Below are 25,182 nucleotides of genomic sequence, written 5' to 3'. Positions count from 1 at the left end.
TTTTTGTGCACTTCCGTCAACGAAGCGGCCGCAACCATGGCTTGTAAAGTGAACGGGTGACCGACATCTCCACCTCCGACGCCACCGCTGCCGCCGAGGCGCAGAACGCCGAGACGCACAACGGGACCGTTCCGGATACGTCGACAGCGGGCAAGATCGCCGACCTCAAGGTGCGTTACCACGAGGCTGTGACGGCGAGCGGACAGGCCGCCATCGAGAAGCAGCACGCCAAGGGCAAGCTCACCGCGCGAGAACGCATCGACCTGCTGCTCGACCCCGGGTCTTTCGTGGAGTTCGACGAGTTCGTGCGGCACCGCACGCACGCGTTCGGCATGGAGAGCAAGCGTCCATACGGCGACTCCGTCGTCACGGGCATCGGCACCATCCACGGACGCAACGTCGCCGTGTTCAGCCAGGACTTCACCATCTTCGGCGGATCGCTGGGCGAGGTCGCAGGCGAGAAGATCATCAAGGTCATGGATCACGCGCTGAAGACAGGGTCGCCGATGATCGGCATCCTCGATTCGGGCGGCGCACGCATCCAGGAGGGCGTCGTCGCGCTGGGCAAGTACGGCGAGATCTTCCGGCGCAACACGCAGGCATCCGGTGTCATCCCGCAGATCTCCATCGTCATGGGCCCTGCAGCGGGTGGCGCGGTGTACTCCCCCGCGCTGACCGACTTCGTCATCATGGTCGACAAGTCGAGCCACATGTTCGTCACCGGTCCGGATGTGATCAAGACCGTCACCGGCGAAGACGTGGGCTTCGAAGAACTCGGCGGCGCGCTCACGCACAACAAGGTGTCGGGTGTGAGCCACTACCTGGCGTCCGACGAGCAGGATGCGCTGGAGTTCGGTCGAGCGCTCATCAGCTTCCTTCCCGACAACAACCTCACCGACCCGCCCGTGTACGAGGCCGAGGCCGAGCTCGAGATCACGGATGCCGACCGCCGGCTCAACGAGATCATCCCCGACTCCCCCAACCAGCCGTACGACGTCACGACGATCATCGAGCATGTGGTCGACGACGGGGACTTCCTCGAGATCCAGCCGCTGTTCGCGCCGAACATCGTGATCGGCTTCGCCCGCGTGGAAGGCCGTTCCGTCGGCATCATCGCCAACCAGCCGAACGCCATGGCCGGCACGCTCAACATCGACGCGGGAGAGAAGGCCGCCCGGTTCGTGCGGTTCTGCGACGCGTTCTCCATCCCCATCCTGACTCTCGTCGACGTGCCCGGTTATCTGCCCGGCACCGATCAGGAGTGGACGGGCGTCATCCGGCGCGGTGCGAAGCTGCTCTACGCCTACGCCGAGGCGACGGTTCCGCTCGTCACGGTGATCACGCGCAAGGCCTACGGCGGCGCGTACATCGTCATGGGGTCGAAGCAGCTGGGCGCGGACATCAACCTCGCGTGGCCTACGGCGGAGATCGCCGTGATGGGCGGCCAGGGGGCGGTGAACATCCTCTACCGCGGCGAGATCAAGCGCGCCGAGGAGGCGGGCGAGGATGTCGCGGCCGTGCGTGCACAGCTTGCGAACGAGTACACCTACAACGTCGCATCCCCGTTCCTGGCGGCCGAGCGCGGCGAGCTCGACGGCGTGATCGAGCCGGCGGCGACGCGCATCGCGATCGTCAAGGCGCTGCGCGCCCTCCGCTCGAAGCGCGCGACTCAGCCGCCGAAGAAGCACGGGAACATCCCGCTGTGAGCACGGCGGCAACGCGTGTGGCCGGCGGCGCGGATCACGACTGAGCGGGAGGGGCACCCATGGCCAAGCACAGCGCAGAGCACGAGGTGGACGCCTCGCAGCTCGTGTTCCACACCCCGGGACTGTCCGAGGAGGAGATCGCCGCGGTGACCGCTGTGCTGACGGCGGCCCTGAACGAGCAGGTGCGACAAGAGCCTGGGGTGGCGGATGCCGCCTCGTCAGCGTGGCAGCGCAGCCAGCGCACCCTGCGTCGGCCGCTGGTTCGCGGGCCCGGCGCCTGGCGCAGCTGGGGCTGACGACGCCGGGATTCGGCTCTGTGCACCCGGACCGGGAAGGGGGCTGTACCCCTAAAAGGGGCAGGGGGCACGTTCTCATCCCCCCAGGACGGAGAAATTGTCCCCCGAATGTCCCCCTAAATGACGACTTTCCCTCTTGCGGGATCCGCCCCATTATTGATGTTGCTAGGTGTCTCTCATCTGAGATTCACCGCCATTCATTCGCCGACTAGGGTAAGCGGGCGAGTGTTTTGGGGGCGAGTCGGGGCGATATTCGGGTTGTCGCCCCGACTCGGGGCTTCCGAAGGGGCGCTGGTCAAGGACCGGCGCCCCTTCGATGCATTTCGCGCCGAGTTGGTGCGGTGCGGTGCGGGGGCGCGAGATGGTGCACCCGGGGAAGACCGTGATGACGACCGGGCGGACGGGCAGGCGGTTCAACCCTCGGTGGCCGGGTTCGACAGGCTCAAGCGGCGGTGAGCCGGGTTTCGACAGGCTCAACCCTCGGAGGGTCAGTGCGGTGCGGGGGCATCCTCGTGACGGGGGATCTCGAGCCAGAGCTCCACCTCGTCGTCCACCGGCTCCCCGGCGACGGCATCGGATGCCGGCTTCGCGGCGCGCAGGCCCACGACTGTGACGGCGACGGCAGACCCGCTCTCGACCGTGCGCACGACGAACTTGTCGGCCTGCGAGCGCTCCAGCGCCTCGGCGAGCCGGGCCCGGATGCGTTCCCTGTCCTCCTCCCCCAGGTCATCCAGTCCGCCGTCATCCAGCAGCACGACGGACGCACCCCTCCGGCGGACGGACAGCACCTTCTCCCGCACGTCGTCATCGAGCAGCGCCCGCCCGCGGATCTCGTCGCGCATGGCCGCCTCGAGGAGCAGGCACTCCTCGCGCTCCTCTTCGGTGAGCACCCCGCCGCTGGCCGTGATGCGGAGCAGGAGCGGTGCAGCGCGGCGATACGTCTCATCCAGTCGGCGCTGGCGCTCGACCACATGCGCCTCCTGCTCCGCGTGCCACTCCACCACCTGTCGCTCGGCGCGGGCGAAACGGGCGGCATCCCTGGTCATGGCCCCGAGCGCACGGGTGACGACGGCGGCCGCTGCCACCCACACCACGCTTCCGATGACGCCGTAGCCGGCCAGCGCGACGAAGCCGGACGTGACGATGGTGTGCGCAACCAGGAACGCGATGCCTACCCAGGCGAAGACGTTGCGCCTTCGCACCATCACGATCGTCAGCAGCGTGCCGATCGCCGCCACATACCAGGTGGCATAGCCGTTGTCGCGCGAGACGTCGAGCTGGCCGACGACGAGCACGGGCATGGCGAGGCAGACGGCGAGGTCGAAGGCGGCGATCCACACCGGCAACGCGATGCGGCTCGGCATGACCAGAGAGAGAACCGTCGCCGCGACATAGAGCCCGATGGCCACGATGACCGGGGCAGGATGCAGATACATCCCCATCGATGTGATGCCGAGCACCACGTGGTAGGCCGAGAACACGGCGGCGAGTGTCACCAGCACGCCTCGCGAGACGGTGATCATGCCTCACCCGTCCCTGCCTCCGGCGGCTGCCACAGCAACCGGACCTCCGTGCCGTTCCCCGGCGCGGACTCGATGGATGCTTCCCCGCCGGCGAGCGCGACGCGTTCCCTGATCGAGACCTCGAGACCGAGCCGCTCCGGAGGGATCAGCGCGAGATCGAAGCCCCTGCCGTCATCCGCGATGACGATGAGCACACCGCCCTCTCTCGTCGCCTCCACCTGAAGGCTGCGCCGCACGAGCATCCCGCCGGCATGCTGCGCGCTGTTCACCATGGCCTGCACGGTCGCCGAGTACAGCGCCTCCGCGACGCTCACCGGAATCGAGGCGTCCACGGCGACGCGCGGCACGATCGAGAACGGCACCGAGAACGAGCGCGCGGCGGAGACGATGCGATCGCGCAGCCTGCTCACGAGGATGGCGTCGAGACTGCGGCCCAGTTTCGCCAGCGGGGCGGATGTGTCGAGGTGCCCGAGGGCATCCTGCGCCATGGATGCGGCGATGGCCATCGCCTCGGGGGTGCGGGCGTGCGCAGCGGAGAGCAGGGTCGTGAGCACGCTGTCGTGCACGATGGCATCCACCTGCACGCGCTCCGCCTCCAGCGCGTGCGCTCGCACCGCCACCTCGTAACGCTCCAGCGCGCCAGCCTGCCTGGCATCCACCTGGCTGGCCGCCTGCCGCAGCATGGTCATGATCGCGAGCAGGATCGACGCGAAGATGACGGCGTAGAGCCCGTCGAGCACCGCCGTGTCGATGGCGCCGGCCCCAGCGGTGACGGAGAGGACGATCGCGTACACGAGCGGAGCGACCACCGTGTAGACCGCCGCCCAGGCGAACGGCATGGCCAGGGCGGCACACGCCGTGGACACTGTGAGGAGATACCACAGCCAGGGGCGAACGCCGTCGAAGGAGGCGGCGTCCGCCATGCTGGGCTGCCACAGCGCCAGCGCGCCCAGGTAGGCGATGCAGAACACGATCGCCGCGGATCGCACCGTGCGAACGAGCAAGGCGGCCACGCCGAGCCAGGCCAGCGACCCGGCAAGCACGACGGCGACCACCACCACGTACAGCGGGTGGAGGTGCTGCGCCTGGGCGAGGACGACGGGGATGACCTCCAGCGCGAACACCCAGCTGAAACCGGCCACCGCGCGGGAGGCGAGGCGTTCCACGCGCGCCCTCGTGGACGCACTCGCACCGGCCGCAGGCGTCAGGCCCGGGACAGACACCGGCTCAGCGCTTGCCATCCGCCTGTCCCGCCCCGCCAGGGGCGTCCGGCGCGAGCCCGGGCAGGATGCCGTCTTCCACGGCCCGGCGAAGAAGGTCCACCTTGGTGGGCGCCGGCCGCCCGACCTCCACGTACTTGGTGCGCACCCGGTCGAGGTATTCGCGTGCGGTCGAGTGCGCGACGCCGAGCTGTTCCGCCACGGCCTTCAGCGGCAGACCGGATGCGTAGAGGTGCAGCACGTCCCGCTCGCGGCGTCCCAGCTGAGCCTTGGCGAACTCGCTGTCCGCGTCGATCGCGCTCGCCCACTCCAGATTGTTGAGCACCTCGCCGGCGGCGACGGACCTGATGGCCGCGATCACGGTCGTGGTGGGCGCCGACTTGGGGATCACGCCCGCCGCCCCGGCGGCGAGCGCCTCGCGCACGCTCGCGACCTGATCCGCGATGCTGTGCACGAGCACTCCGGCTCCGGTCGCCTGCACGCGTTTCACGTTCTCGGTGATGCTCGAGCCGTCGCCGAGCGAGAGGTCGAGAACGACCACGTCGCATCCGGTGTCGGGGAGGGCGTCGAGCGCCGCGGTGACGGTCGCCCCGGTGGCGACCACGTCGTAGCCGGCGTCACGGCAGGCGGCCTGCAGACCGAGACGCACCGACTCATGGTCGTCGACGATTCCCACGCGCACCATGGCACTCATGCTAACGGGCTCGCGACACCTTTCCTCGACCGCCGTCTACGTTCCGCGGGGCGATCAGCCTGCCCTGGTGAGGGTGGCGACGGCCTCGACGTGGTGCGTGTTCGGGAACAGGTCGAACGCCCGAACCGAGCGCAACTCGTACCCGCGATCGCGCAGCCAGCCGAGGTCGCGGGCGAGAGCCACGGGGTCGCAGGCGACGTAGACGAGCTGTGCGGGCGCAAGGCCGGCGAGCATGTCCACAACCTCCCGGCCGGCGCCGCTGCGCGGCGGGTCGAGCACGACGGTGCCGGCCCGAAGACGCGATCTCTCACCGGCGGACGAACGCGCCGTGAGGTCGCGCAGGTAGTCCTCGACGCGAGCCGTGACGGTCTGCGCGCCGATCCATTCGGCGAGGTTCGCGGCCGCGTGATCCGTGGTGCGCTCATCCGACTCGACGCTCGTGATCCGCGTCGTGGGACCGAAGCGGTCGCCGACTGCGGCGGCCAGCAGGCCGACGCCACCGTACAGGTCGAGGTTGAAGGCGCGTGGGTCGAACAGCGAGTCGTCGACGGCATCCTGCACGGCGCGGGTCAGCACCTCAGGCGCCTTGCGGTGCACCTGCCAGAAGCCGGTGGACTCGAGAGCGAAGCGCCGGTCGCCGACACGTTCGTGCACGACCTGGGGGCGCCTGCCGATGTCGCCTGCCGCATCCGGTCTGGTCACCGAGACGAATCCCTCGCTGGTGACCGCGATGTCGATGATCCCCTCACGCATCTGGGTCTCTCCGAGCGGCGCCGCCCGTTCGACGGCCTCGGTCGCCAGCGGGAGGTCGGCGACCGGGATCACGCGGTGCGAGCGCGCGGCGTACGGCCCCACGTTCCCTTCCTCGTCGACGTGCAGCCGCACGCGGGTGCGCCACCTCGTGCCATCGCGCTCGTCGTCCGCCCGCTTGCCCGATTCCTGGATGCCCTCGACCTCTGGAGCCTCGGCGACTCCGGCCATGCGCGTGAAGGCATCCGCGATCACCTGATGCTTCAGCTCGCGCTGGTGCCCCAGCTCGATGTGCCCGAACTCGGCCCCGCCGGCACGATCGGCCGGGTCCCGCTCGATCGAGGATGCCTGCCACACGTGCGGCCGACGATGCTCCGACGGCTCCAGCACGCGGACCGTCTCCGCCCGCCAGAACCGGTCATGACGCGTGTCCGACACGCGCGCCAGCACGCGTTCCCCGGGCAGCGTGTCGCTGACGAAGACCACGCGGCCCTCGTGCCTGGCCACGAACACACCGCCGTGAGCCACACCCGTGACCTCGAGCTCCAGTTCGACGGGAGCGGCGGCCTCGGATGCCTGGCCTTTGCTGTCGCCGCCCAAGCGGCCGGATCCGGAGCGGGAACCCCCTCGTGAATCGGGTCGGGAATCGGGTCGGGGCGTGCGGCGGCGGGCGGGGCGAGGCATCCGCTCATCGTCCCACACCGGGCTGCGAGCGCCCCAGGTTCGGGCGTCGCCCGGGAGCCCATGGAGGCGGCACGACACAATGTGAGGATGCGCCTCTACCTCGCCTCCACCTCGCCCGCCCGGCTGACACTGCTGCGATCGGCCGGCGTGCAGCCGCTCACGATCGCGCCCGGCGTCGACGAACCGGCCACCGTCGCAGAGGCCGAAGCGGAGGGAGGACCTCTCGCCGCGGCGGAGATGGTGCAGCTGCTCGCCAGGGCCAAGGCCGAGGCCGTCGTCGGCGCGTCGGTCGACGGCGACGAGATCGACGGCCTGATCCTCGGCGGCGACTCCGCGTTCGAGGTCGACGGCGCCGTCTACGGAAAGCCGCACGAGCCATCCGTTGCGCGGCAGCGATGGCACGCGCAGCGCGGGAGAACCGGCGTGCTGCACTCGGGCCACTGGCTCATCGACCACACCGGCGGTCGCGTGCACGGCAGCGTCGGCGCCGTCGCCGAGGCATCGGTCACGTTCGCGGACGACCTCGACGACACCGAGATCGACGCGTACATCGCCACCGGCGAGCCGCTCAAGGTGGCGGGCGCGTTCACCATCGACAGTCTGGGCGCTCCATTCATCACGCGCGTGGACGGCGACCCGAGCACCGTCGTCGGGCTGTCGCTGTCGACTCTGCGCTCGCTCGTGAAGCGGCTCGGCCACGAGTGGACGGACCTCTGGAGCTGACCGCGCCTGCGGCGCGTCGAACCCGCACCGCCGGTTGAGCCCACCACCGCCGGTTGAGCCCACCACCGCCGGTTGAGCTTGTCGAAACCGCCCCCGGCAGGACGACCGGGTTTCGACAAGCTCAACCCTCGGTAGGTGGACCAAAGCGGTTGTAGGCATCCGAAAGGCCTTCGAGGGATGTTTGTGCGCAGCATTCAAAGCCGCGGGTGGGGATCGCCATAGGCTAAGAACTTGTGCCCCACATCGCGAAGGTCCTGATTGCCAACCGCGGCGAGATCGCCGTGCGGGTCAGCCGGGCGGCCAGGGACAGCGGGATCGCGTCCGTCGCCGTGTATGCGGACCAGGACAGGGATGCGGTTCACGCCCGCCTCGCCGACGAGGCCTACGCGCTGGGCGGCTCCACGAGCGCCGAGACCTACCTCTCGATCGACAAGCTTCTCTCGGTGTGCCGTCGCTCCGGCGCGAACGCGGTTCACCCCGGCTACGGATTCCTGGCCGAGAACGCCGACTTCGCACGTGCCGTCATCGACGCCGGCCTGATCTGGATCGGCCCGAGCCCTGAGGCGATCGAACGCCTGGGCGACAAGGTGTCGGCCCGCCACGTCGCCGAGAAGGTCGGTGCGCCGCTCGCCCCTGGCACGCTCAACCCGGTCGCGAACGCGGACGAGGTGCTCGAGTTCGTCGACGTGCACGGACTGCCTGTCGCCATCAAGGCCGCATACGGCGGCGGCGGGCGCGGGCTCAAGGTCGCGCGGGAGCGCGACGAAGTGGCTGAGCTGTTCGCCTCGGCCACGCGAGAGGCGATCGCGGCGTTCGGCCGCGGCGAGTGCTTCGTGGAGAAGTATCTCGACCGGCCGCGTCACGTCGAGACGCAGTGCCTGGCGGATGCCCACGGCAACGTCGTCGTGGTGTCCACGCGTGACTGCTCCCTGCAGCGGCGGCACCAGAAGCTCGTCGAGGAGGCACCGGCGCCGTTCCTCACCGACGAGCAGCGCGACCAGCTCTATCGCTCGTCCAAGGCCATCCTCAAGGAGGTCGCATACGTCGGCGCCGGCACGTGCGAGTTCCTCATCGGACAGGACGGCACGGTCTCGTTCCTCGAGGTGAACACCCGGCTGCAGGTCGAGCATCCGGTCTCGGAGGAGGTCACCGGCATCGACCTCGTGCGCGAGCAGTTCCGCATCGCCGAGGGCGGCGTGCTCGACTACGACGACCCGGAGCCCCGCGCCCACTCCTTCGAGTTCCGCATCAACGGCGAAGACCCCGGCCGCGGATTCCTTCCCGCACCTGGCCCGGTCCACGTGTTCAAGCCGTCGTCCGGCCCGGGCGTGCGCGTCGACTCCGGCGTGCAGTCGGGCGACGTCATCTCGGGAGCCTTCGACTCGCTGCTCGCCAAGCTCATCGTCACCGGCGCGAGCCGCGAAGAGGCGCTCGAGCGCTCACGGCGGGCCCTCGACGAGTTCGAGGTGGCCGGGCTCCCCACCGTGCTGCCCTTCCACCGCGCGATCGTGCGCGACCCGGCGTTCGCGCCGCAGGATGGCCATCCGTTCAGCGTCTACACGCGCTGGATCGAGACGGAGTTCGCGGGCGACCTCGAACCGTGGAGCGGCGAGACCGCTGAGCAGCCGGAGCCGGAGCCGCGCCACACCGTGGTGGTCGAGGTGGGCGGCAAGCGCGTCGAGGTGAGTCTTCCGACGAAGCTGATCGCCGCGGGATCCGGAACGCCCTCAGCGGGCCACGCTCCGAAGCGCAGGACGGCGTCGCACGCCGTGGCCACGGCGACCGGCGACTCCGTCACGGCGCCGATGCAGGCCACCGTGGTGAAGCTGGCCGTCGGCGAAGGCGACCAAGTGGTGAAGGGCGACCTCATCCTCGTGCTCGAGGCCATGAAGATGGAGCAGCCGCTGACCGCGCACAAGGACGGCACCATCGCGGATGTGAACGCGCACGTCGGCGCCACCGTCTCCAGCGGTCACCTCCTCCTCAACATCGTCTGACGCCGGGTATCCCTGACGCTCGACGTCCGCTGACGCCGGGTATCCCCTGACGCTCGACGTCCTCTCACGCTCGACGTCTATTGGCGCTCGGACTCGTCCGGCGCGGTGCACTTGCCGCAATCGCTCGCACGCGCAAGCCCTTGAGACCCCTCGACGGCCCGGCCACCCTGGTGCGTGTCGCCCGGGGTCGACCGGTGACCGCCGGGCCGGCCGGTGTCGGATGCTGCGGGGCCTTTCGAAAAGCCGCTCCGCCGAGCATGGGCAGAGGGAGCGCACATGACGAACCGCGTCGCGGAATCGCAGGACTCAGGATCGACACCGCACCGCCTGCGCAGGCACATCGGCCCGGTCGGGCTGCTGTTCGCCGCCATCGGATCGATCATCGGCTCAGGCTGGCTGTTCGGGGCGTTCAACGCGTCGCGGATCGCAGGACCTGCGGCCATCTTCTCGTGGCTCATCGCGGGCGGGCTGGTGCTGCTCATCGCGCTCACCTACGCCGAACTAGGCCCCATGTTCCCCATCTCGGGCGGTGTCGTGCGGTATCCGCATCTGGCCTGGGGAACCTTCGCCAGCTTCTCCCTCGGTTTCGTCACCTGGCTCTCGACGGTGTCCGTCCCTGCCATCGAGGTCGAGGGCGCGCTCACCTACGCCACCAAGTTCGCCGGTTTCACCACGCCGGTCGGCCACGGCGGCAACCAGGTGCACGTGCTGACGCCGCTCGGGCTCGGCGTCGCGGCCCTGCTCCTTGCGGTGTTCGTGCTCCTGAACTGGTTCGGAGTGCGCCTCTTCGCCCAGATCAACAACGTGCTGGTCTGGTGGAAGCTCGCGATCATCGCGCTCGTCATCGTCGTGTTCCTCATCACGGCGCTCGCGACGACCAACATGGGCACGCCGGCGAACTTCACCACCTACGGGTTCACGCCGGGCGGCGTCCCCGCCGTGTTCGTGTGCATCGCGACGGCCGGCATCACGTTCTCCTTCCTCGGATTCCGGCAGGGCATAGAGCTCGCCGGCGAAACCACGAACCCGAAGCGCAACATCCCGTTCGCCGTGATCGGCTCCGTGCTGATCTGCTCCCTCATCTATGCCGCGCTCCAGGTGGCGTTCACGCTCGGCGTCTCCGGCAGCACGCTCGCCAAGTCGCACGGATGGCTGGGGCTGAACTTCACCAACGACTTCGGCCCTCTCGCGGCCATCGCCACAGCGGCCGGCCTCACGTGGCTTGCCGTGCTGCTCTACATCGACGCCGTGGTCTCGCCGGCCGACACTGGATTCGTCTATACGACGATCGCATCCCGCGTCTCGTATGCACTCGGCCGCAATCGCGACGTGCCGATGGCGATCGCCAAGACGAATCGCTGGGGCGTTCCGGCCATCAGCCTCGTGCTGACGTGGATCGTCGGGCTCATCCTGCTGCTGCCGTTCCCGAGCTGGCAGCAGCTCGTCGGATTCATCACGAGCGCCACGGTCATCAGCTTCGGCGTCGGGCCGCTCGTGGTGGGCGCCATGCGACGCGAGTTGCCGGAGCTGAAGCGCCCGTTCCGGCTGCCGGGAGGCGACACCATCCCGCTGTTCGCGTTCTTCGCCGCGAACCTCATCATCTACTGGGGCGGCTGGGACACGAACTACAAGCTCTTCATCTGCGTGCTGATCGGCTACGTGCTGCTCGTGGTCTTCCAGCTGATCGGGCGCAGGAACCCGCAGAAGCCGCCGCTCGACTTCCGCAGGGGTGCGGTGTGGGTGCTTCCCTGGTTCGCGGCCATGGCGCTCATCAGCTGGTCGTGCGACCCCGCGTCGCATCCGATCCTCTTCTGGTGGGCGTTCCTCTTCAACGCCATCGTCTCGGCCGGCATCTACTACCTCGCCATGGCGACGCGGCTGCCGAAGGATCGCATGCGCAAGCTGATCGCCGACGCCGAGGAGGAATCCGAGAAGGAACCTGACGAGGAGCAGCTCGCCGCGGCGCCCGGCAACTGACGGGTGCTCGGCCCGAGGAGCGAGCGCCTACAGTCCGGCCGTCACAGCACGATGTGCATCGCGCGGGCGGCATCCGTGATGGAGTTCGACAGCGACGGGTAGACCGAGTAGGCCCTGGCCACCTGGTCGACCGTGAGCCGGTGCTCCACGGCGAGCGCGACCGGCAGGATCAGCTCACTGGCCCGCGGTGCCACGATGACGCCGCCGATCACGGTGCCGCTGCCGGTGCGGGCGAACAGCTTGACGAAGCCGTCCTTGATGCCCTGCATTTTGGCGCGCGGATTCGACCTGAGCGCCATCTTGTAGATGTCGCCCTGGGCGATTCCTTCTTCGATCTCGCGCTGGTTCCAGCCGACGGTCGCGATCTCCGGCGTGGTGAAGATGTTGGACGCCACGTTGCGCAGTTCGATGGGCGTGACGACGTCGCCGAGCGCGTGGAAGATGGCCGTGCGGCCCTGCATCGAGGCGACGGATGCCAGCGGCAGCACGTCCGAGCAGTCTCCGGCCGCGTAGATGCTCGGCATCGAGGTGCGGGCGACGCGATTCACCCGGATGTGGCCGCTCGGCGTGAGCTGCACGCCGGCATCCTCGAGACCGATCCCCGCGGTGTTCGGGATCGAGCCGACGGCGAGCAGGCAGTGCGAGCCCTCCACGGTTCGGCCGTCGCTGAGTGTGGCGACCACGCCGTTCTCGGTGCGCTCCACCGATGCGGCGCGCGATTTGGAGAGCACGGTCATGCCGTTGCGCTTGAAGACCTTCTCGAGCACGCTCGCGGCGTCGGCGTCCTCGCCGGGAAGCACCCGGTCGCGGCTGGAGATGAGCGTCACCTTGGCGCCGAGGTAGGTGTAGGCGCTGGCGAACTCGGCGCCGGTGACGCCGGATCCGACGACGATGAGGTGCTCGGGCACCGACGTGAGCGAGTAGAGCTGGGTCCAGGTGAGGATGCGTTCGCCGTCCGGCATGGCCGTAGGCAGAAGTCGCGGACTCGCGCCCACGGCGACCACCAGCGTGTCGGCCTCGATGCGGTCGAAGTCGGTTCCGTTCTCCTTGGACGTCGAGACGATCAGCGCGCCGGGCCCGTCGAGCCGGCCTTCCCCGGAGACGATGCGCACGCCGGCATGCACCAGCTCGCTGCGCATGTCTTCCGACTGCTGCCTGGCGAGTCCCAGCAGACGCTTGTTCACGGCCGACAGGTTCACGGCCACCTCTGGACGGATGGGCCTGCCGCTCTCGGTGCGGCCGAAGAACTGCACACCGAGATCGGCCGCCTCGCCGATCGCCCTGGTCGCATCCGCCGTGGCGATGAGCGTCTTGGACGGCACGACGTCCGTCATCACGGCCGCACCACCGACGCCGCCGCGCTCCACGAGTGTGACCTCGGCGCCGAGCTGCGCTCCGGCGAGCGCGGCCTCGTATCCTCCCGGGCCGCCCCCGAGTACAGCGATGCTCTGCTTGCGCTCGAACTCGAAGGCCATGCATCCATTGTCTCAGACCGACGAGCCGAGGCTGTCGTCGTCGACGAGCCGCGCTCCACAGCGCCCTGGACGAGGCGCCACGTCGGAACGCGCCGCCGCTATCGAGCACCACGCCCATTGCCGACCGCCGCGCCCCGCAGTGGGCGCCACCTCTTACCTGGCCGCCCACATCGAGCACCATGTCCTGAGCCAAAGCCAGCCCACGCCAACGCAACACGCTCCACAAGGCGGCGGCCGCGACGGCGCCGAACGCAACCACGCCCACCGCCAACCGCGGCGCCCCGCAGCGGGCGCCCGACCAACTGTCGAGCACCGCGCCGGCAGCATCCCCTGAGACGAACCACCGCATGTGAACGCGACACGCTCCACGGGCGGCGGCCTCGACGGCGCCGAACGCGGCCACGCAGCCTGCCAACCGCGGCGCCCCGTAGCGGGCGCCAAACCAACAGGGACGCCAGACCAACATAGGCTGGAACGCATGGCATCCGAGGACGCAGCTCATCCTTTCGACGACCCGACGGCGGATCCGGCCGAGATCGCGCGCATCGCAGCGGAGCAGATCGCGGAGCGCACCGGTGTCGAGAATCACGACATCGCCCTGACTCTGGGCAGCGGCTGGGGCAAAGCGGCCGACCTGATCGGCGAGACGGTTGCGGTGGTGCCGGCGACCGACATCCTCGGCTTCCGCTCCCCCGCTGTGCCCGGCCACGTCGGCACGCTTCGCTCGGTGCGACTGCCGAACGGCAAGCACGCGCTCGTGCTCGGCGCCCGCACCCACTTCTATGAGGACCACGGTGTGCGGTCCGTTGTGCACGGGGTGCGTGCGGCAGCGGCATCCGGTGCGAAGGTGATGATCCTCACCAATGGTGCCGGCGGGATCAAGCAGACCTGGAGTCCGGGAACGCCGGTTCTGATCAGCGATCACATCAACCTCACGGCGGCCTCGCCGCTGGAGGGTGCGACGTTCGTCGACCTCACCGACCTGTACTCGAAACGCCTGCGCGATCTGGCTCGCGACGTGGATCCCTCCCTCGACGAGGGCGTGTACGTGCAGTTCAGGGGTCCGCACTACGAGACACCGGCCGAGGTGCAGTTCGCGAAGACGATCGGCGGCCACATCGTCGGCATGTCGACGGCGCTCGAGGCGATCGCCGCGCGGCAGGCCGGCATGGAAGTGCTGGGCATGTCGTTGATCACGAACCTGGCGGCCGGCATCTCGCCGCAACCGCTCAGTCACGAAGAGGTGATCGAGGCCGGCCGGTCTGCCGAGCCGGTGATCAGCGACCTCCTCGCGCGCATCGTGGAGCGAGTGTGAACGCCGGGAACGTGCCAGAGGGCTCGCGGGGGAACGAGACATCCGGCGCCGCGGATGACGTCATCGACGCCGCCAGGGCATGGATCGCCGACGACCCCGACCCCGAGACGCGGTCCGAGCTGCAGGCCCTCGTCGATGAAGCTGCCGGCGGATCCGCCGAGGCCCGCGAGTCGCTGCACTCGCGATTCGACGGTCGGCTCGCCTTCGGGACGGCCGGCCTGCGGGGCGAGATCGCGGCCGGTCCGAACCGGATGAACCGGGTGCTCGTCGGTCAGGCGGCCGCAGGTCTCGCCGCGTACCTGCTCGAGCAGGCCTCGGCGCGGGACACGGGACGGGACACGGCTCCGTCCGTGGTCATCGGGTACGACGGCCGTAAGAACTCTGACGTCTTCGCCCGCGACACGGCCGAGCTCATGGCGGGGGCGGGAGTGCGTGCCATGCTTCTGCCGCGACTGCTGCCCACCCCGGTGCTGGCATTCGCCGTGCGCCACCTGGATGCCTCCGCCGGCGTCATGGTCACCGCGAGCCACAATCCCGCACGCGACAACGGCTACAAGGTGTACCTCGGCGGTGCGGACGAGGGCTCGCAGATCGTGCCGCCTGCCGACGAGCTCATCGCGGCGCACATCGACCGCGTCGCGCAGGGCAGGCTCTCCGACCTTCCCCGTTCGGATGCGTACGAGATCGCTGACGAGTCCGTCGTCGACGCCTACATCGCTGCCACTGCCGCCGTGGTCAGGGAGCACGACTCCGGCCACACGGCCATGCACGCATCCACGGATGCCGCCGCATCGAGCGCGGATCGCGCCGGCTCCGAAAATGGTTCAGCACCCGCAGAGCATGCGGGCCGGCACATCGGCGGCAGCGTGAACGCCTCCGACCTCCGTGTCGTGTACACCGCGATGCACGGTGTCGGCTGGTCTACCGCGCGCGCGGTGTTCGCGGCTGCGGGCCTGCCGGAACCGATCACCGTTGCTGAGCAGGCAGAACCCGATCCGGACTTCCCGACCGTGGCCTTCCCGAACCCGGAAGAGCCCGGCGCCCTCGACCTGGCTTTCGCGCTCGCTCGCGACAACGACGCCGACCTGGTGATCGCGAACGACCCCGACGCCGATCGGCTCGCGATCGGAGTGCCGGACCCCTCGGCCGAGCAGGGCTTCAGACGGCTGAGCGGCAACGAGGTGGGCACGCTTCTCGGCTGGACGGCCGCGGAGCAGGCGGTCGCCCGTGGGACGGGCGGGGTGCTTGCGGCATCCATCGTCTCCTCCCCCGCGCTGCGCGCCGTGGCGGCCGAGTACGGTCTTCGGTTCGCGGAGACACTGACCGGGTTCAAGTGGGTGAGCCGCGTGCCCGGTCTGGTGTTCGGCTACGAAGAGGCGCTCGGCTACCTGGTGAATCCGCAGACCGTGCGCGACAAGGACGGCATCTCCGCCGCCACGGCGGCGCTGGCTCTCGCGGTTCGCCTTCGCGAGTCGGGAAAGACGCTCTCGGATCGTCTCGACGACTTCACCCAGCGGTTCGGGGCGTACGCCTCCGACCAGATCTCGATCAGGGTCACCGATCTGGACCGCATCGCTCGCATCATGGCAGGGCTTCGCGCCGCACCGCCGACCGAGCTCGGCACCGTCGCGGTGACACGCATCGACGACCTACGCGAAGGGTCGGCCGACCTGCCGGCTAGCGACGTGCTGCGCATAGCCCTGGACGACCGATCGCGCGTGATGGTGCGCCCGAGCGGCACCGAGCCGAAGCTCAAGATCTATCTCGACGCCTTCGACGACGCTGAGGCCGACGTCACGTCACGCCGGGCCGCAGCCCAGGCGCGCGTTGTCGCTCTCGGTCGAGCCATGCTGGCGCTCACCGACGCGGTCTGAGTCTGCTCCGCGCCTGCGGGTGAGCGTGCGCCTCAGCACCGTCGCTGAGCCTGTCCGCGCCTGCCGCTCAGCCTCTGCCTCCGGGCCGCGCTCACGCAACGAAGGGTGCGGCGTTGGGCCGCCGTCTACCGTGCCTGGGACGCGCTCAGGCGCGACAGAGAGTGGGACGTGGGCGGACGCGACGAGGAGGTCAGCCGAGCGCCTCGTCGAGCTTGCGCTCGAGCTCGCTGACGTCGAAGTAGTTGTCGATCACGACGATGTCCGCGTTGGTGCGCGGGATGCGATCGACGAGTTCGGGCGAGGTCAGGATGATCTGGGCATCCGCTCCGGTCGTCGCCAGGCTGGCGACATCCGACGCGCTCACGTCGGCGGAGAGCCCAAGACGGTCGAGCGCCCGCTCGGCGTTCACCTTGAGGATCGCGGATGTTCCCACACCCGCACCGCAGATCGCGACGATCTTCACGCGCTGCTCCTTTCCAAGACGTCGATCGACTCGGGATTCCGGCCGCCGATATCGTGTCCGGCGACCCCTGCTGTTGTGGTTGGGATGGCCCGCGTCGCTGCCGTGAGCCGTACGTGCTCTTCTGTCATGGGCTGGCCTGTAGTGTGCTGATGCCGCACGAGCAACGCCCCGGAGTGCCGATCAGCCGGCCGTGGCCGACACATCGCTCGGCAGCTCCTGCGCTCCGATCACGCGCCACACCTCTTCGGCGCTCGTCGCCCCGGCAAGGGCGGGGATCGCTTGCGGATCGTTGAACACGTTGGCGAGCTCGGCGACCGAATGGACATGCGCCTCCGGTGTCGCGACGGCGAGGCCGACGATGACGCTGACCGGGTCGTTGTGCGGATGCCCGAAGAGCACCGGCGTGGTGAGCGTGACGACGGAGAGGCCGTCCGCGAGCACGTCGGGGCCGGGTCGAGCGTGCGCGAGCGCCAGCCCGGGTGCGATCACGATGTAGGCGCCGAACTCGTCGATCACCTGGATCATGCGCTCCGTGTAGCTGTCGCGAGTCGCTCCCGACCGGCGCAACGCGTTGCCCGCGAACCGCACGGCGGCACGCCAATCCGCCGCGTGCACACCGAGGTCGATGGCAGAGTCGGGCAGAGGCGGAAGCGACATGTCCACAAGCGTATCGCGACCCTCCGCCGGGGCTTGCTGAGCGAGCGCGGGTTCCGCGCTGCGCAGGCTGTGCAACTCTTCAGCGGCAGTAAGCGGATGCGGGCGGCGCGGGATACTGGGCCGCGCGGCGAGGTCGCGTCGGCAGGGCGCCCGGGTTTCGACACCACGCCTTCGGCGTGCTGCTCAACCCGCGGTGAAGGCGCGGTGCTCAACCCGCAGTCGGCGACAGACCCGGCTCTCCGGGTTTCGACACGCGCACCTTCGGCGTGCTGCTCAACCCGCGGTGGAGGCGGCGTGCTGCTCAACCCGCGGTAAGGGCGCGCTGTTCAACGCACGGTGTGGGTCATGCGGCGTCGAATCCGGCGGAGATCGCCTCCGCGATGTCCTCCCGGTCTTCCAGCGGCAGGAACGACGCGCGCGCCGCGTTGAACTGGAACGTCTCGAGGTCGTCGAGGTCGTACCCGAAGGCGTCCGCCAGCAGGGCCAGCTCCCGGCTCAACGTCGTGCGGCTCATCAGCCGGTTGTCCGTGTTGACCGTCACCCGGAATCCGAGCTGGTACAGCAGGTCGAACGGGTGGTCGATGAGCTCGTCGCCCCAGGCGACGATCGCCCCGGTCTGCAGATTGGACGACGGACTGAGCTCGAGCGCGATCTCGCGATCTTTCACCCACTGCGAGAGCCTGCCGAGCGACACGTAGATGTTCTCGTCGTCCTGGCGCTCCACGGTGATGTCCTCCGCGAGCCGCACACCGTGGCCGAGTCGCAGCGCTCGTCCGTCGGTGAGCGCGCTCTGGATGCTCGCGAGCCCGTCCGCCTCCCCCGCATGCACCGTGGTGGGCAGGTAGTGCTCGGCGAGGTAGTCGAACGCCACGCGATGATTGCTCGCCGGGAAGCCGGCCTCGGCCCCGGCGATGTCGAATCCGACGACGCCGTCGTCGCGGTGACGCACGGCGAGCTGGGCGATCTCGAGCGCACGGTCGGCGTGGCGCATGGCCGTGACGAGCTGCCCGACGCGGATGCTCGCACCGCCTGCCCGCACATCCGCGACACCCTGCTCCAGCCCGCTCTGCACGGCTTCGACGGCCTGGTCGAGGCTGAGGCCCCTGCCCAGGTGCTGCTCGGGCGCCCAGCGCACCTCGCCGTAGACGACGCCGTCTGCCGCCAGATCGAGCACGAACTCGCGAGCCACCCTGGCCAGGCCGTCTCGCGTCTGCATGACGGCCGTCGTCACGTCGAATGTCTTGAGGTACTCGACGAGCGATCCGGAATCGGACTGCGTGGCGAACCACTCGCCGAGCGCGTCGGATTCGGTCTCCGGCAGGTCGAGGCCGATCTCGTCGGCGAGCTCGACGATCGTCTGCGGGCGCAGACCCCCGTCGAGGTGGTCGTGGAGCGACACCTTGGGCAGAGTGCGAACGTCGACTCCGTCCACGTGATACGCGGGGTCGCTGTGCGAGGCGGGGGTACTGACAGGCTCCGCTGCGCCTGACGGCGGTGTGTTCATCGCTACAGGTTAGCTACCCGATGCGCTCCAGGACGAGAGCTCCTCGCTGCGGAGCGGCATCGGCGATCTCCCATGCTCGTTCGAGCGCTTCGAGCGCGCGCTCGAAGCGCATCGGGTCGTCGGTGGACAGCGTGAAGAGCGGATCGCCCTTCTCGACACGGTCGCCCAGCTTCGCGTGCAGGTCGATGCCCGCAGCGTGCAGCACGGGGTCCTGCTGCCGAGCCCGGCCGGCTCCGAGCCGCCATGCGGCCACGCCGAACGCGAGCGCATCCAGCCGAGCCACCACGCCGGAGCGCGGCGCGGTCACCGTGTGCGTCTCGCGGGCATGAGGCAGCGGGGCGTCGGGGTCGCCGCCCTGCGCCTGGATGAGCGAGCGCCACGAGTCCATCGCCCGCCCGGACCGCAGGGCCTCCTCGACGTCGGCGTCTGGCTTGCCCGCCAGGCGCAGCATCTCGCGGGCGAGCGCGAGCGTGAGCTCCACGACATCCGCCGGTCCCCCGCCTGCGAGCACCTCGACAGACTCCCGAACCTCGTTGGCGTTGCCGATCGCGCGACCGAGCGGTGCGTTCATGTCGGTGAGCAGCGCGGATGTCGCGACGCCGGCATCCGACCCCAGCTCCACCATCGTGCGCGCGAGCTCGCGGGCCTTCTCGACGTCGCGCATGAACGCACCTGAGCCGAACTTCACGTCGAGCACGAGCGCTCCCGTGCCCTCGGCGATCTTCTTGCTCATGATCGACGAGGCGATGAGCGGGATCGCCTCCACCGTGCCCGTGATGTCGCGCAGCGCGTAGAGCTTCTTGTCGGCGGGTGCGAGACCCGCGCCCGCGGCGCAGATCGCGCCGCCCACGTCGCGCAGCTGGGCGAACAGCTCGTCGTTGCTGAGCGATGCGCGCCAGCCCGAGATGCTCTCGAGCTTGTCGAGCGTGCCGCCGGTGTGACCCAGACCGCGGCCGGACAGCTGGGGAACCGCCACGCCGAACGAGGCGACGAGGGGCACCAGCGGCAGCGTGATCTTGTCGCCGACACCACCCGTCGAGTGCTTGTCCACCGTCGGCTTGCCGAGACCGGTGAAGCTCATCCGCTCACCGCTTGCGATCATCGCGAACGTGAGATCGCGGATCTCCCTGCGCGCCATCCCGTTCAGCAGCACAGCCATGGCCCATGCGGCCATCTGCTCGTCGGCGACGTACCCACGCGTGTACGCGTCGACGAGCCACTCGATCTGCTCGGTCGAGAGCTCGCCGTGGTCGCGCTTCTCTCGGATCAGGTCGACGGCATCGAAACGCTCAGGCATGGAACTCCTCGAGGTCGCGCGGACCGAACGCATCCGGAAGCACCTCGTCGATCGACCGGATGCCCGACACCGTCTCGAGCAGCATGCCGGGCACCGAGTGCTCGTAGAGCAGCTGCCGGCAGCGTCCGCACGGCATGATGACCTCGCCCTGGCCGTTCACGCACGTGAACGCCACCAGCTGGCCGCCGCCGGTCATGTGCAGCATCGACACGAGCGAGCACTCGGCGCAGAGCGTGACGCCGTAGCTAGCGTTCTCCACGTTGCAGCCCGCCACGATGCGCCCGTCCGTCGCCAGCGCGGCAGCACCGACCGGATAGCGGGAGTACGGAGCGTACGCCTTCTTCATCGCGTCTTCGGCTTCGGTGCGCAGCGCACCCCAATCGATGTCGCCGGAGAAGGGCGTCGTATCGTCACTCATCGTCTCGTCACTCGTTCGTGTTCGGTCGTCCGCTCAGGACTTGATGTAGGGCTTTCCGGATGCCGCAGGCCCGCGCACGTAGCCCACGAATCCCGCCACCGCGAGGATCGTCACCACGTACGGCAGCATCAGCAGGAACTCGCTAGGCACGGGCGATCCGACGGCCGCGAGCGTGTACTGCAGGTTGCTGGCGAAGCCGAAGAGCAGTGCGGCGAGCGTGGCACGGATCGGGTCCCAGCGGCCGAAGATCACGGCAGCCAGGGCGATATATCCCTGACCTCCCGTCATGTCCTCGTTGAACGATCCGACGGAACCGAGCGTGAAGTACGCGCCGCCGAGGCCGACGATGGCACCGGCCAGCGACACGTTCCAGAATCGCGTTCCCGTCACGTTGATGCCGACCGTGTCGGCGGCCTGCGGATGCTCGCCCACCGACCGCAGGCGAAGCCCCCACCGCGTGTGGAAGAGCCCGACGTACACCGCGGCGACCGCGACGTACATGAGGTACACGATGATCGACTGGTCGAACAGCACGGGTCCGATCACCGGGATGGCGGACAGCCCCGGGATGGGCAGGCTCGGCAGGCGCGGCGGGTTGTTCAGGAACGAGGCATCCTTGGCCAGCACCTGGCTGTAGAGGAAGTTGGTCAGGCCGAGCACGAGCACGTTGATGACGACGCCGACGATGACCTGGTCGACGAAGTACTTGATCGCGAACGCCGCGAGCACGAACGACACCAGCACGCCGGCGACGAGCGCCGCGATGAGGCCGAGCCAGATGGACCTCGTCATGCTGCCGACGACGGCCGCAAGGAACGCACCGCCGAGCAGCTGACCCTCGATCGCGATGTTGACGACACCGCTTCGCTCGGAGAGCACCCCGCCCATCGCACCGAAGATGAACGGCACGCTCAGACTGACCGTGCCGAGCAGCAGGCTCGTGATCGGCAGCGGCCGCGAGTCGTCGCCTGCCGCCCAGGTGAGGAACGCGAGCACGAAGAGGAACGAGAACACGGCCGAGTACCACAGCGGCACCTTCGCGAATCGCGCGATCAGCCACCAGCTGACAGCGGCCATCACGGCCAGCACCACGGTGAGCACGACGCACGTCACGGTGGTGGGAACGGAGATCTCCGGCAGGCTCGGCGCGACGCGCCCGCCCGCGAACGTGAACCTGGTGTTCCCACCCCGGCGGAACACCACGAAGAGCACGATCGACAGCACGGTGACGACGGTGAGGATGATCGGCGTCTTGAAGCTGCGCACGACGGTCTTCTCGAGCACGATCGGCGAGGCATCCGGAACCGTGCGGTCGGCGGTGGTCGTCATTTCGCTGCCACCTCCTTCTGTGCGATGGGTGCCGGCGTCGCCGGCGCCTTCTTCCTTGGCGGACGCTTGCCCGGTGTCGGCAGCCGGAAGATGGCCCGCACGAGCGGCGGAGCCGCGATGAACAACACGATCAGGGACTGGACGACGAGCACGATGTCGATCGGGATGTCGTTGGCCGCCTGCATGAGGAATCCGCCGGCCTTGAAGGCTCCGAACAGCACACCGGCGATGAAGATGCCCAGCGGCCGGGACCGGCCGAGCAGGGCGACGGTGATGGCGTCGAACCCGATGCCCGCGTCGATGCCGGAGCCGAATCCCGTCGTCGTCGTGCCCAGCACCTGGTCGGTGGCGGCGAGGCCCACGAGGCCGCCGCTGATCACCATGGCCCACACAATCGCGCTGTTCACGCTGATGCCCGCCACGCGCGCAGCGTTGGGGTTCTCGCCGACGGCGCGGAACTTGAAGCCGAGGCTCGAGCGCTCCAGCAGCCACCAGACGAAGATCGTCGCGGCGATGACCACGATGAATCCCCAGTGCAGCGTGTACTGAGGGCCGAACAGCGGCGGAAGGATGGCGTTCGGCAGGATGCCGGGCGACTTCGGATTGTTCGAGCCGTGCGCCTGCAGTGCGCCGGGTGTGCGGAGCAGGTAGGAGATCAGGTAGAACGCCACCCAGTTGAGCATGATGGTGACGATCACCTCGTGTGCTCCGGTGCGAGCCTTCAGCACGCCCGCGATGCCCGCCCACACCGCGCCGCCCACGACACCGGCGGCGAGAGCGACGATGAGGTGGATGACCGGCGGAAGGTGGAACGACCAGCCCACCCAGCCGCAGAACGCCGCGGCGATGAGCATCTGGCCCTGTGCACCGATGTTGAACATGCCCGTGCGGAAGGCGAGGCCTACGCCGAGACCGGCGGCGATCAGCGGCGTGGCGAACGTCAGGGTGTCCATGAACGGACGGATGCCCGTGACGAACGTCGGCCGTCCGAAGTTGTAGATCGAGCCCTGGAACAGCGACGTGTATGCGCCGGAGACGACGTTCCAGATGGCCTGGAACGTGTCGCTCGGCCGGGCGAAGAAGTACCCGGCGGCGTGCTGCACCCCGGGATCCGTGATCGCGATGAGCACAGCGCCCACGACGAGTGCCAGCACGACCGCGAGGATGGAGATGACGACGCTGCCGCCCAGGATCTGGCGGAGCGCGTCGTTCCACCGGTTCGGGTCCGACTGCTCCGGCTGCACCGCCGTGCCGGTCTCGAGCGCGACATCCGCCTCTCCGGCGGCCTGCACGCCGTTCTGCTGGTCGCTCACGCGGCCTCTCCTCTCGGGTTCCCGCCGTCGGGCCGCGTCGACGGGCCGTCCGCCTCGGGGCCGCGCGGACGCGGGGCATCCGGTCGTTCGCCAGCCATCATCACGCCGAGCGTCTCGCGATCGGTGCCGCCCGGCACGATGCCGACGATGCCCCCGCGGTACATCACGGCGATGCGGTCGGCGAGGGCGTCGACCTCGTCGAGCTCCGTCGAGACGACGATCACGGGGATGCCGGAGTCGCGGGCCGCCACGATGCGCTTGTGCACGAACTCGATCGACCCCACGTCGAGCCCTCTGGTGGGCTGTGCGGCGACCAGGAGCCGTAGGTCCCGGCTCAGCTCGCGGGCCAGGACGACCTTCTGCTGGTTGCCTCCGGAGAGGGTGCCGACGGGCGTGTCGATGCTCTGCGTGCGCACATCGAACTCCGCCACCTTCTCGGCCGCGAACTTCGCCCGGTACCCGAGCTGGAGGCCGCCTCCCTTGACGAACGGCGGCGAGTCCGAGCGATCGAGCATGAGGTTCTCGGCGATGGAGAACGGGCCGACCAGGCCGTCTTCGTTGCGGTCCTCGGGGATGAAGCCCACACCGGCATCCAGCACCTTGCGCACGCCGAGGCCGTTGAGCCGCTTGCCGTCGAGCACGATCTCGCCGTCAACGTGATCCTGAAGGCCCAGGAGCGCCTCGGTGAGCTCGGTCTGCCCGTTGCCCTGAACACCCGCGATGGCCAGGATCTCTCCCGCCCGCACGTCGAAGTCGACGTTGTTGACGACGAGCTGGCCGAGGTGGTCGATGACCGTCAGGCCACGCACCTGCAGAGCCGCGTCGCCCGGCCGGGCCGGCTCCTTCTGCACCGTCAGCTCGACGGAGCGCCCCACCATGAGCGACGCGAGCTCGGAGTTGCTGGCCGTCGGGGATGCCTCCCCCACGACCTTGCCCAGCCGCATGACGGTGATGCGGTCGGCCACCTCTCGCACCTCGCGCAGCTTGTGCGTGATGAAGACGATCGCGGCGCCCGCGTCGCGCAGCTGCTTCATGATCGCCATGAGCTCGTCGGTCTCCTGCGGCGTCAGGACGGCGGTCGGCTCGTCGAACACCAGCACCTTGGCGTCGCGGGAGAGCGCCTTGATGATCTCGACACGTTGCTGAACGCCGACCGGCAGGTTCTCGATCAGCGCGTCGGGGTCGACGTCGAAACCGAAGCGCGACGAGATCTCCTGAACGCGCTTCCTGGCTTCCTTGTGATTGAGGAGGCCAGCGAATCCGGTGCTCTCGTGCCCCAGCATCACGTTCTCTGCGACCGTGAAGACGGGGATGAGCATGAAGTGCTGGTGCACCATGCCGATGCCGGCCTTCATCGCGTCGCCCGGCCCGTCGAAGTGCTGAACGACGTCGTCGAGCAGGATCTCGCCTTCGTCGGCATCCAGCAGGCCGTAGAGCACGTTCATGAGCGTCGACTTGCCCGCGCCGTTCTCGCCGAGGACGCAGTGGATCTCGCCGGGTTCGACAGTGAGCGAGATGTGATCGTTGGCGGTGAGGGAGCCGAATCGCTTGGTGATGCCGCGAAGTTCGAGCTTCATGGGGGTCAATCTACCTTTCGTCGTCCTCGACGTTGAGGACGAGTGGAGCTGGATGGTGCATCCCGCCCTGGGCGGCCGGTGCGCCTATCGCGGGCGGCCGTCCCGTCTATCGCGGGCGGCCGGTCCGTCGATCACGGGCGTCCGTCCCTTCCGCCATTGCGCCAGGTTTCGGCGATTGCGCCAGAGGATGTGGCGCAGTGGCGATCTTCTGGCGCAGACGCCGGGAGTGTGGCGCGGGCGGTCGGGATTTTCGGACGGGTCGGGTCGAAGGCGGACAAACGCATCGGGAGGTCATCCCTCGAGGAGACGACCTCCCGACACGGTGCTATCGGACGATCAGGACTTCGGCGACGCCGGCGAGGTGACCTTGATCGAACCGTCGATGATGCC

20 protein-coding genes are annotated in these 25,182 nt (G+C 69.1%); 7 read left to right on the top strand and 13 right to left on the bottom strand.

The genetic code is table 11. The features are described from left to right. Positions 1-155: 155 nt before the first annotated feature. Together VHB92_RS11475 and VHB92_RS11470 are read left to right on the top strand one after the other, a co-directional pair. Positions 156-1,706: an acyl-CoA carboxylase subunit beta gene (locus tag VHB92_RS11475; protein ID WP_325453890.1), complete on the top strand. Its 1,551-nt coding sequence runs from the start codon at positions 156-158 to the stop codon at positions 1,704-1,706. Positions 1,707-1,765: 59 nt separating this feature from the next. Next, positions 1,766-2,002, top strand: coding sequence for an acyl-CoA carboxylase subunit epsilon (locus VHB92_RS11470; protein ID WP_325453887.1), 237 nt, complete (start codon positions 1,766-1,768; stop codon positions 2,000-2,002). A gap of 488 nt (positions 2,003-2,490) precedes the next feature. Here VHB92_RS11470 and VHB92_RS11465 read toward each other — a convergent pair whose 3' ends face one another. From VHB92_RS11465 to VHB92_RS11450, 4 genes are all read right to left on the bottom strand, one after another. After that, the gene (locus tag VHB92_RS11465; RefSeq protein ID WP_325453886.1) at positions 2,491-3,525 is read right to left on the bottom strand and encodes a hypothetical protein; all 1,035 of its coding nucleotides are present in this window, start codon (positions 3,523-3,525) and stop codon (positions 2,491-2,493) included. Beyond that, positions 3,522-4,691, bottom strand: coding sequence for a sensor histidine kinase (locus VHB92_RS11460; RefSeq protein ID WP_325453885.1), 1,170 nt, complete (start codon positions 4,689-4,691; stop codon positions 3,522-3,524). Before VHB92_RS11460 ends, VHB92_RS11465 begins: the two co-directional genes overlap by 4 nt. A gap of 61 nt (positions 4,692-4,752) precedes the next feature. After that, a complete protein-coding gene (locus tag VHB92_RS11455) occupies positions 4,753-5,430 on the bottom strand; it encodes a response regulator transcription factor (RefSeq protein WP_325453884.1) in 678 nt (225 codons plus the stop codon). 63 nt (positions 5,431-5,493) lie between these two features. Further along, entirely contained in the window at positions 5,494-6,789 is a 1,296-nt protein-coding gene (locus tag VHB92_RS11450; RefSeq protein WP_325453883.1) for a class I SAM-dependent RNA methyltransferase, read from the bottom strand. A 171-nt stretch (positions 6,790-6,960) separates the two neighbouring features. Here VHB92_RS11450 and VHB92_RS11445 point away from each other — a divergent pair, with 171 nt between their 5' ends. The 3 genes from VHB92_RS11445 (at position 6,961) to VHB92_RS11435 (ending at position 11,570) form a co-directional block, all read left to right on the top strand. Next, positions 6,961-7,596 (top strand): Maf family protein, encoded by a 636-nt coding sequence (locus VHB92_RS11445; RefSeq protein WP_325453882.1) that lies wholly within the window; start codon positions 6,961-6,963, stop codon positions 7,594-7,596. Positions 7,597-7,829: 233 nt separating this feature from the next. Further along, positions 7,830-9,593 (top strand): acetyl/propionyl/methylcrotonyl-CoA carboxylase subunit alpha, encoded by a 1,764-nt coding sequence (locus VHB92_RS11440; protein WP_325453881.1) that lies wholly within the window; start codon positions 7,830-7,832, stop codon positions 9,591-9,593. A 276-nt stretch (positions 9,594-9,869) separates the two neighbouring features. After that, on the top strand, positions 9,870-11,570 hold the full coding sequence (locus VHB92_RS11435) for an APC family permease (RefSeq protein ID WP_325453880.1): 1,701 nt from the start codon (positions 9,870-9,872) through the stop codon (positions 11,568-11,570). A gap of 41 nt (positions 11,571-11,611) precedes the next feature. Here the strand turns inward: VHB92_RS11435 and VHB92_RS11430 are convergent, their stop codons facing one another. Further along, on the bottom strand, positions 11,612-13,045 hold the full coding sequence (locus VHB92_RS11430) for an NAD(P)H-quinone dehydrogenase (RefSeq protein WP_325453879.1): 1,434 nt from the start codon (positions 13,043-13,045) through the stop codon (positions 11,612-11,614). 478 nt (positions 13,046-13,523) lie between these two features. On the opposite strand from VHB92_RS11430, the gene VHB92_RS11425 reads away from it, so the two are divergent. Both VHB92_RS11425 and VHB92_RS11420 read left to right on the top strand, forming a co-directional pair. Beyond that, positions 13,524-14,360, top strand: coding sequence for a purine-nucleoside phosphorylase (locus VHB92_RS11425; protein ID WP_325453878.1), 837 nt, complete (start codon positions 13,524-13,526; stop codon positions 14,358-14,360). 11 nt (positions 14,361-14,371) lie between these two features. Further along, complete coding sequence (locus tag VHB92_RS11420; RefSeq protein ID WP_325453889.1) at positions 14,372-16,234, top strand: phospho-sugar mutase; 1,863 nt, start codon at positions 14,372-14,374, stop codon at positions 16,232-16,234. Positions 16,235-16,424: 190 nt separating this feature from the next. On the opposite strand, the gene VHB92_RS11415 is transcribed toward VHB92_RS11420, so the two are convergent. The 8 genes from VHB92_RS11415 to VHB92_RS11380 all read right to left on the bottom strand — a co-directional run bounded on the left by VHB92_RS11415 (position 16,425) and on the right by VHB92_RS11380 (position 24,792). Continuing rightward, a complete protein-coding gene (locus tag VHB92_RS11415; RefSeq protein ID WP_325453877.1) occupies positions 16,425-16,697 on the bottom strand; it encodes a PTS sugar transporter subunit IIB in 273 nt (90 codons plus the stop codon). A 180-nt stretch (positions 16,698-16,877) separates the two neighbouring features. Continuing rightward, positions 16,878-17,354 carry a PTS sugar transporter subunit IIA gene (locus VHB92_RS11410; RefSeq protein ID WP_325453876.1) on the bottom strand — a complete coding sequence of 159 codons (477 nt, stop codon included), beginning with the start codon at positions 17,352-17,354 and terminating at the stop codon, positions 16,878-16,880. A gap of 343 nt (positions 17,355-17,697) precedes the next feature. Beyond that, positions 17,698-18,858 (bottom strand): adenosine deaminase, encoded by a 1,161-nt coding sequence (locus VHB92_RS11405; RefSeq protein ID WP_325453875.1) that lies wholly within the window; start codon positions 18,856-18,858, stop codon positions 17,698-17,700. A 13-nt stretch (positions 18,859-18,871) separates the two neighbouring features. Then, positions 18,872-20,155: a thymidine phosphorylase gene (locus VHB92_RS11400; RefSeq protein WP_325453874.1), complete on the bottom strand. Its 1,284-nt coding sequence runs from the start codon at positions 20,153-20,155 to the stop codon at positions 18,872-18,874. After that, positions 20,148-20,573, bottom strand: a complete 426-nt coding sequence (locus tag VHB92_RS11395) for a cytidine deaminase (protein WP_325453873.1) — start codon at positions 20,571-20,573, stop codon at positions 20,148-20,150. Before VHB92_RS11395 ends, VHB92_RS11400 begins: the two co-directional genes overlap by 8 nt. 33 nt (positions 20,574-20,606) lie before the next feature. After that, positions 20,607-21,902, bottom strand: a complete 1,296-nt coding sequence (locus VHB92_RS11390) for an ABC transporter permease (RefSeq protein WP_325453872.1) — start codon at positions 21,900-21,902, stop codon at positions 20,607-20,609. After that, on the bottom strand, positions 21,899-23,215 hold the full coding sequence (locus tag VHB92_RS11385) for an ABC transporter permease (protein ID WP_414653104.1): 1,317 nt from the start codon (positions 23,213-23,215) through the stop codon (positions 21,899-21,901). Before VHB92_RS11385 ends, VHB92_RS11390 begins: the two co-directional genes overlap by 4 nt. Further along, positions 23,212-24,792 carry an ABC transporter ATP-binding protein gene (locus tag VHB92_RS11380; protein WP_325453871.1) on the bottom strand — a complete coding sequence of 527 codons (1,581 nt, stop codon included), beginning with the start codon at positions 24,790-24,792 and terminating at the stop codon, positions 23,212-23,214. The genes VHB92_RS11385 and VHB92_RS11380 overlap by 4 nt, the downstream gene beginning before the upstream one ends. Positions 24,793-25,182 lie beyond the last annotated feature (390 nt).

The organism is Humibacter sp. (assembly GCF_035547335.1).
Taxonomy (GTDB): Bacteria; Actinomycetota; Actinomycetes; order Actinomycetales; family Microbacteriaceae; genus Humibacter.
Note: the sequence above shows the minus strand (reverse complement) of the source record. Positions and strands in the feature narration are given on the sequence as shown.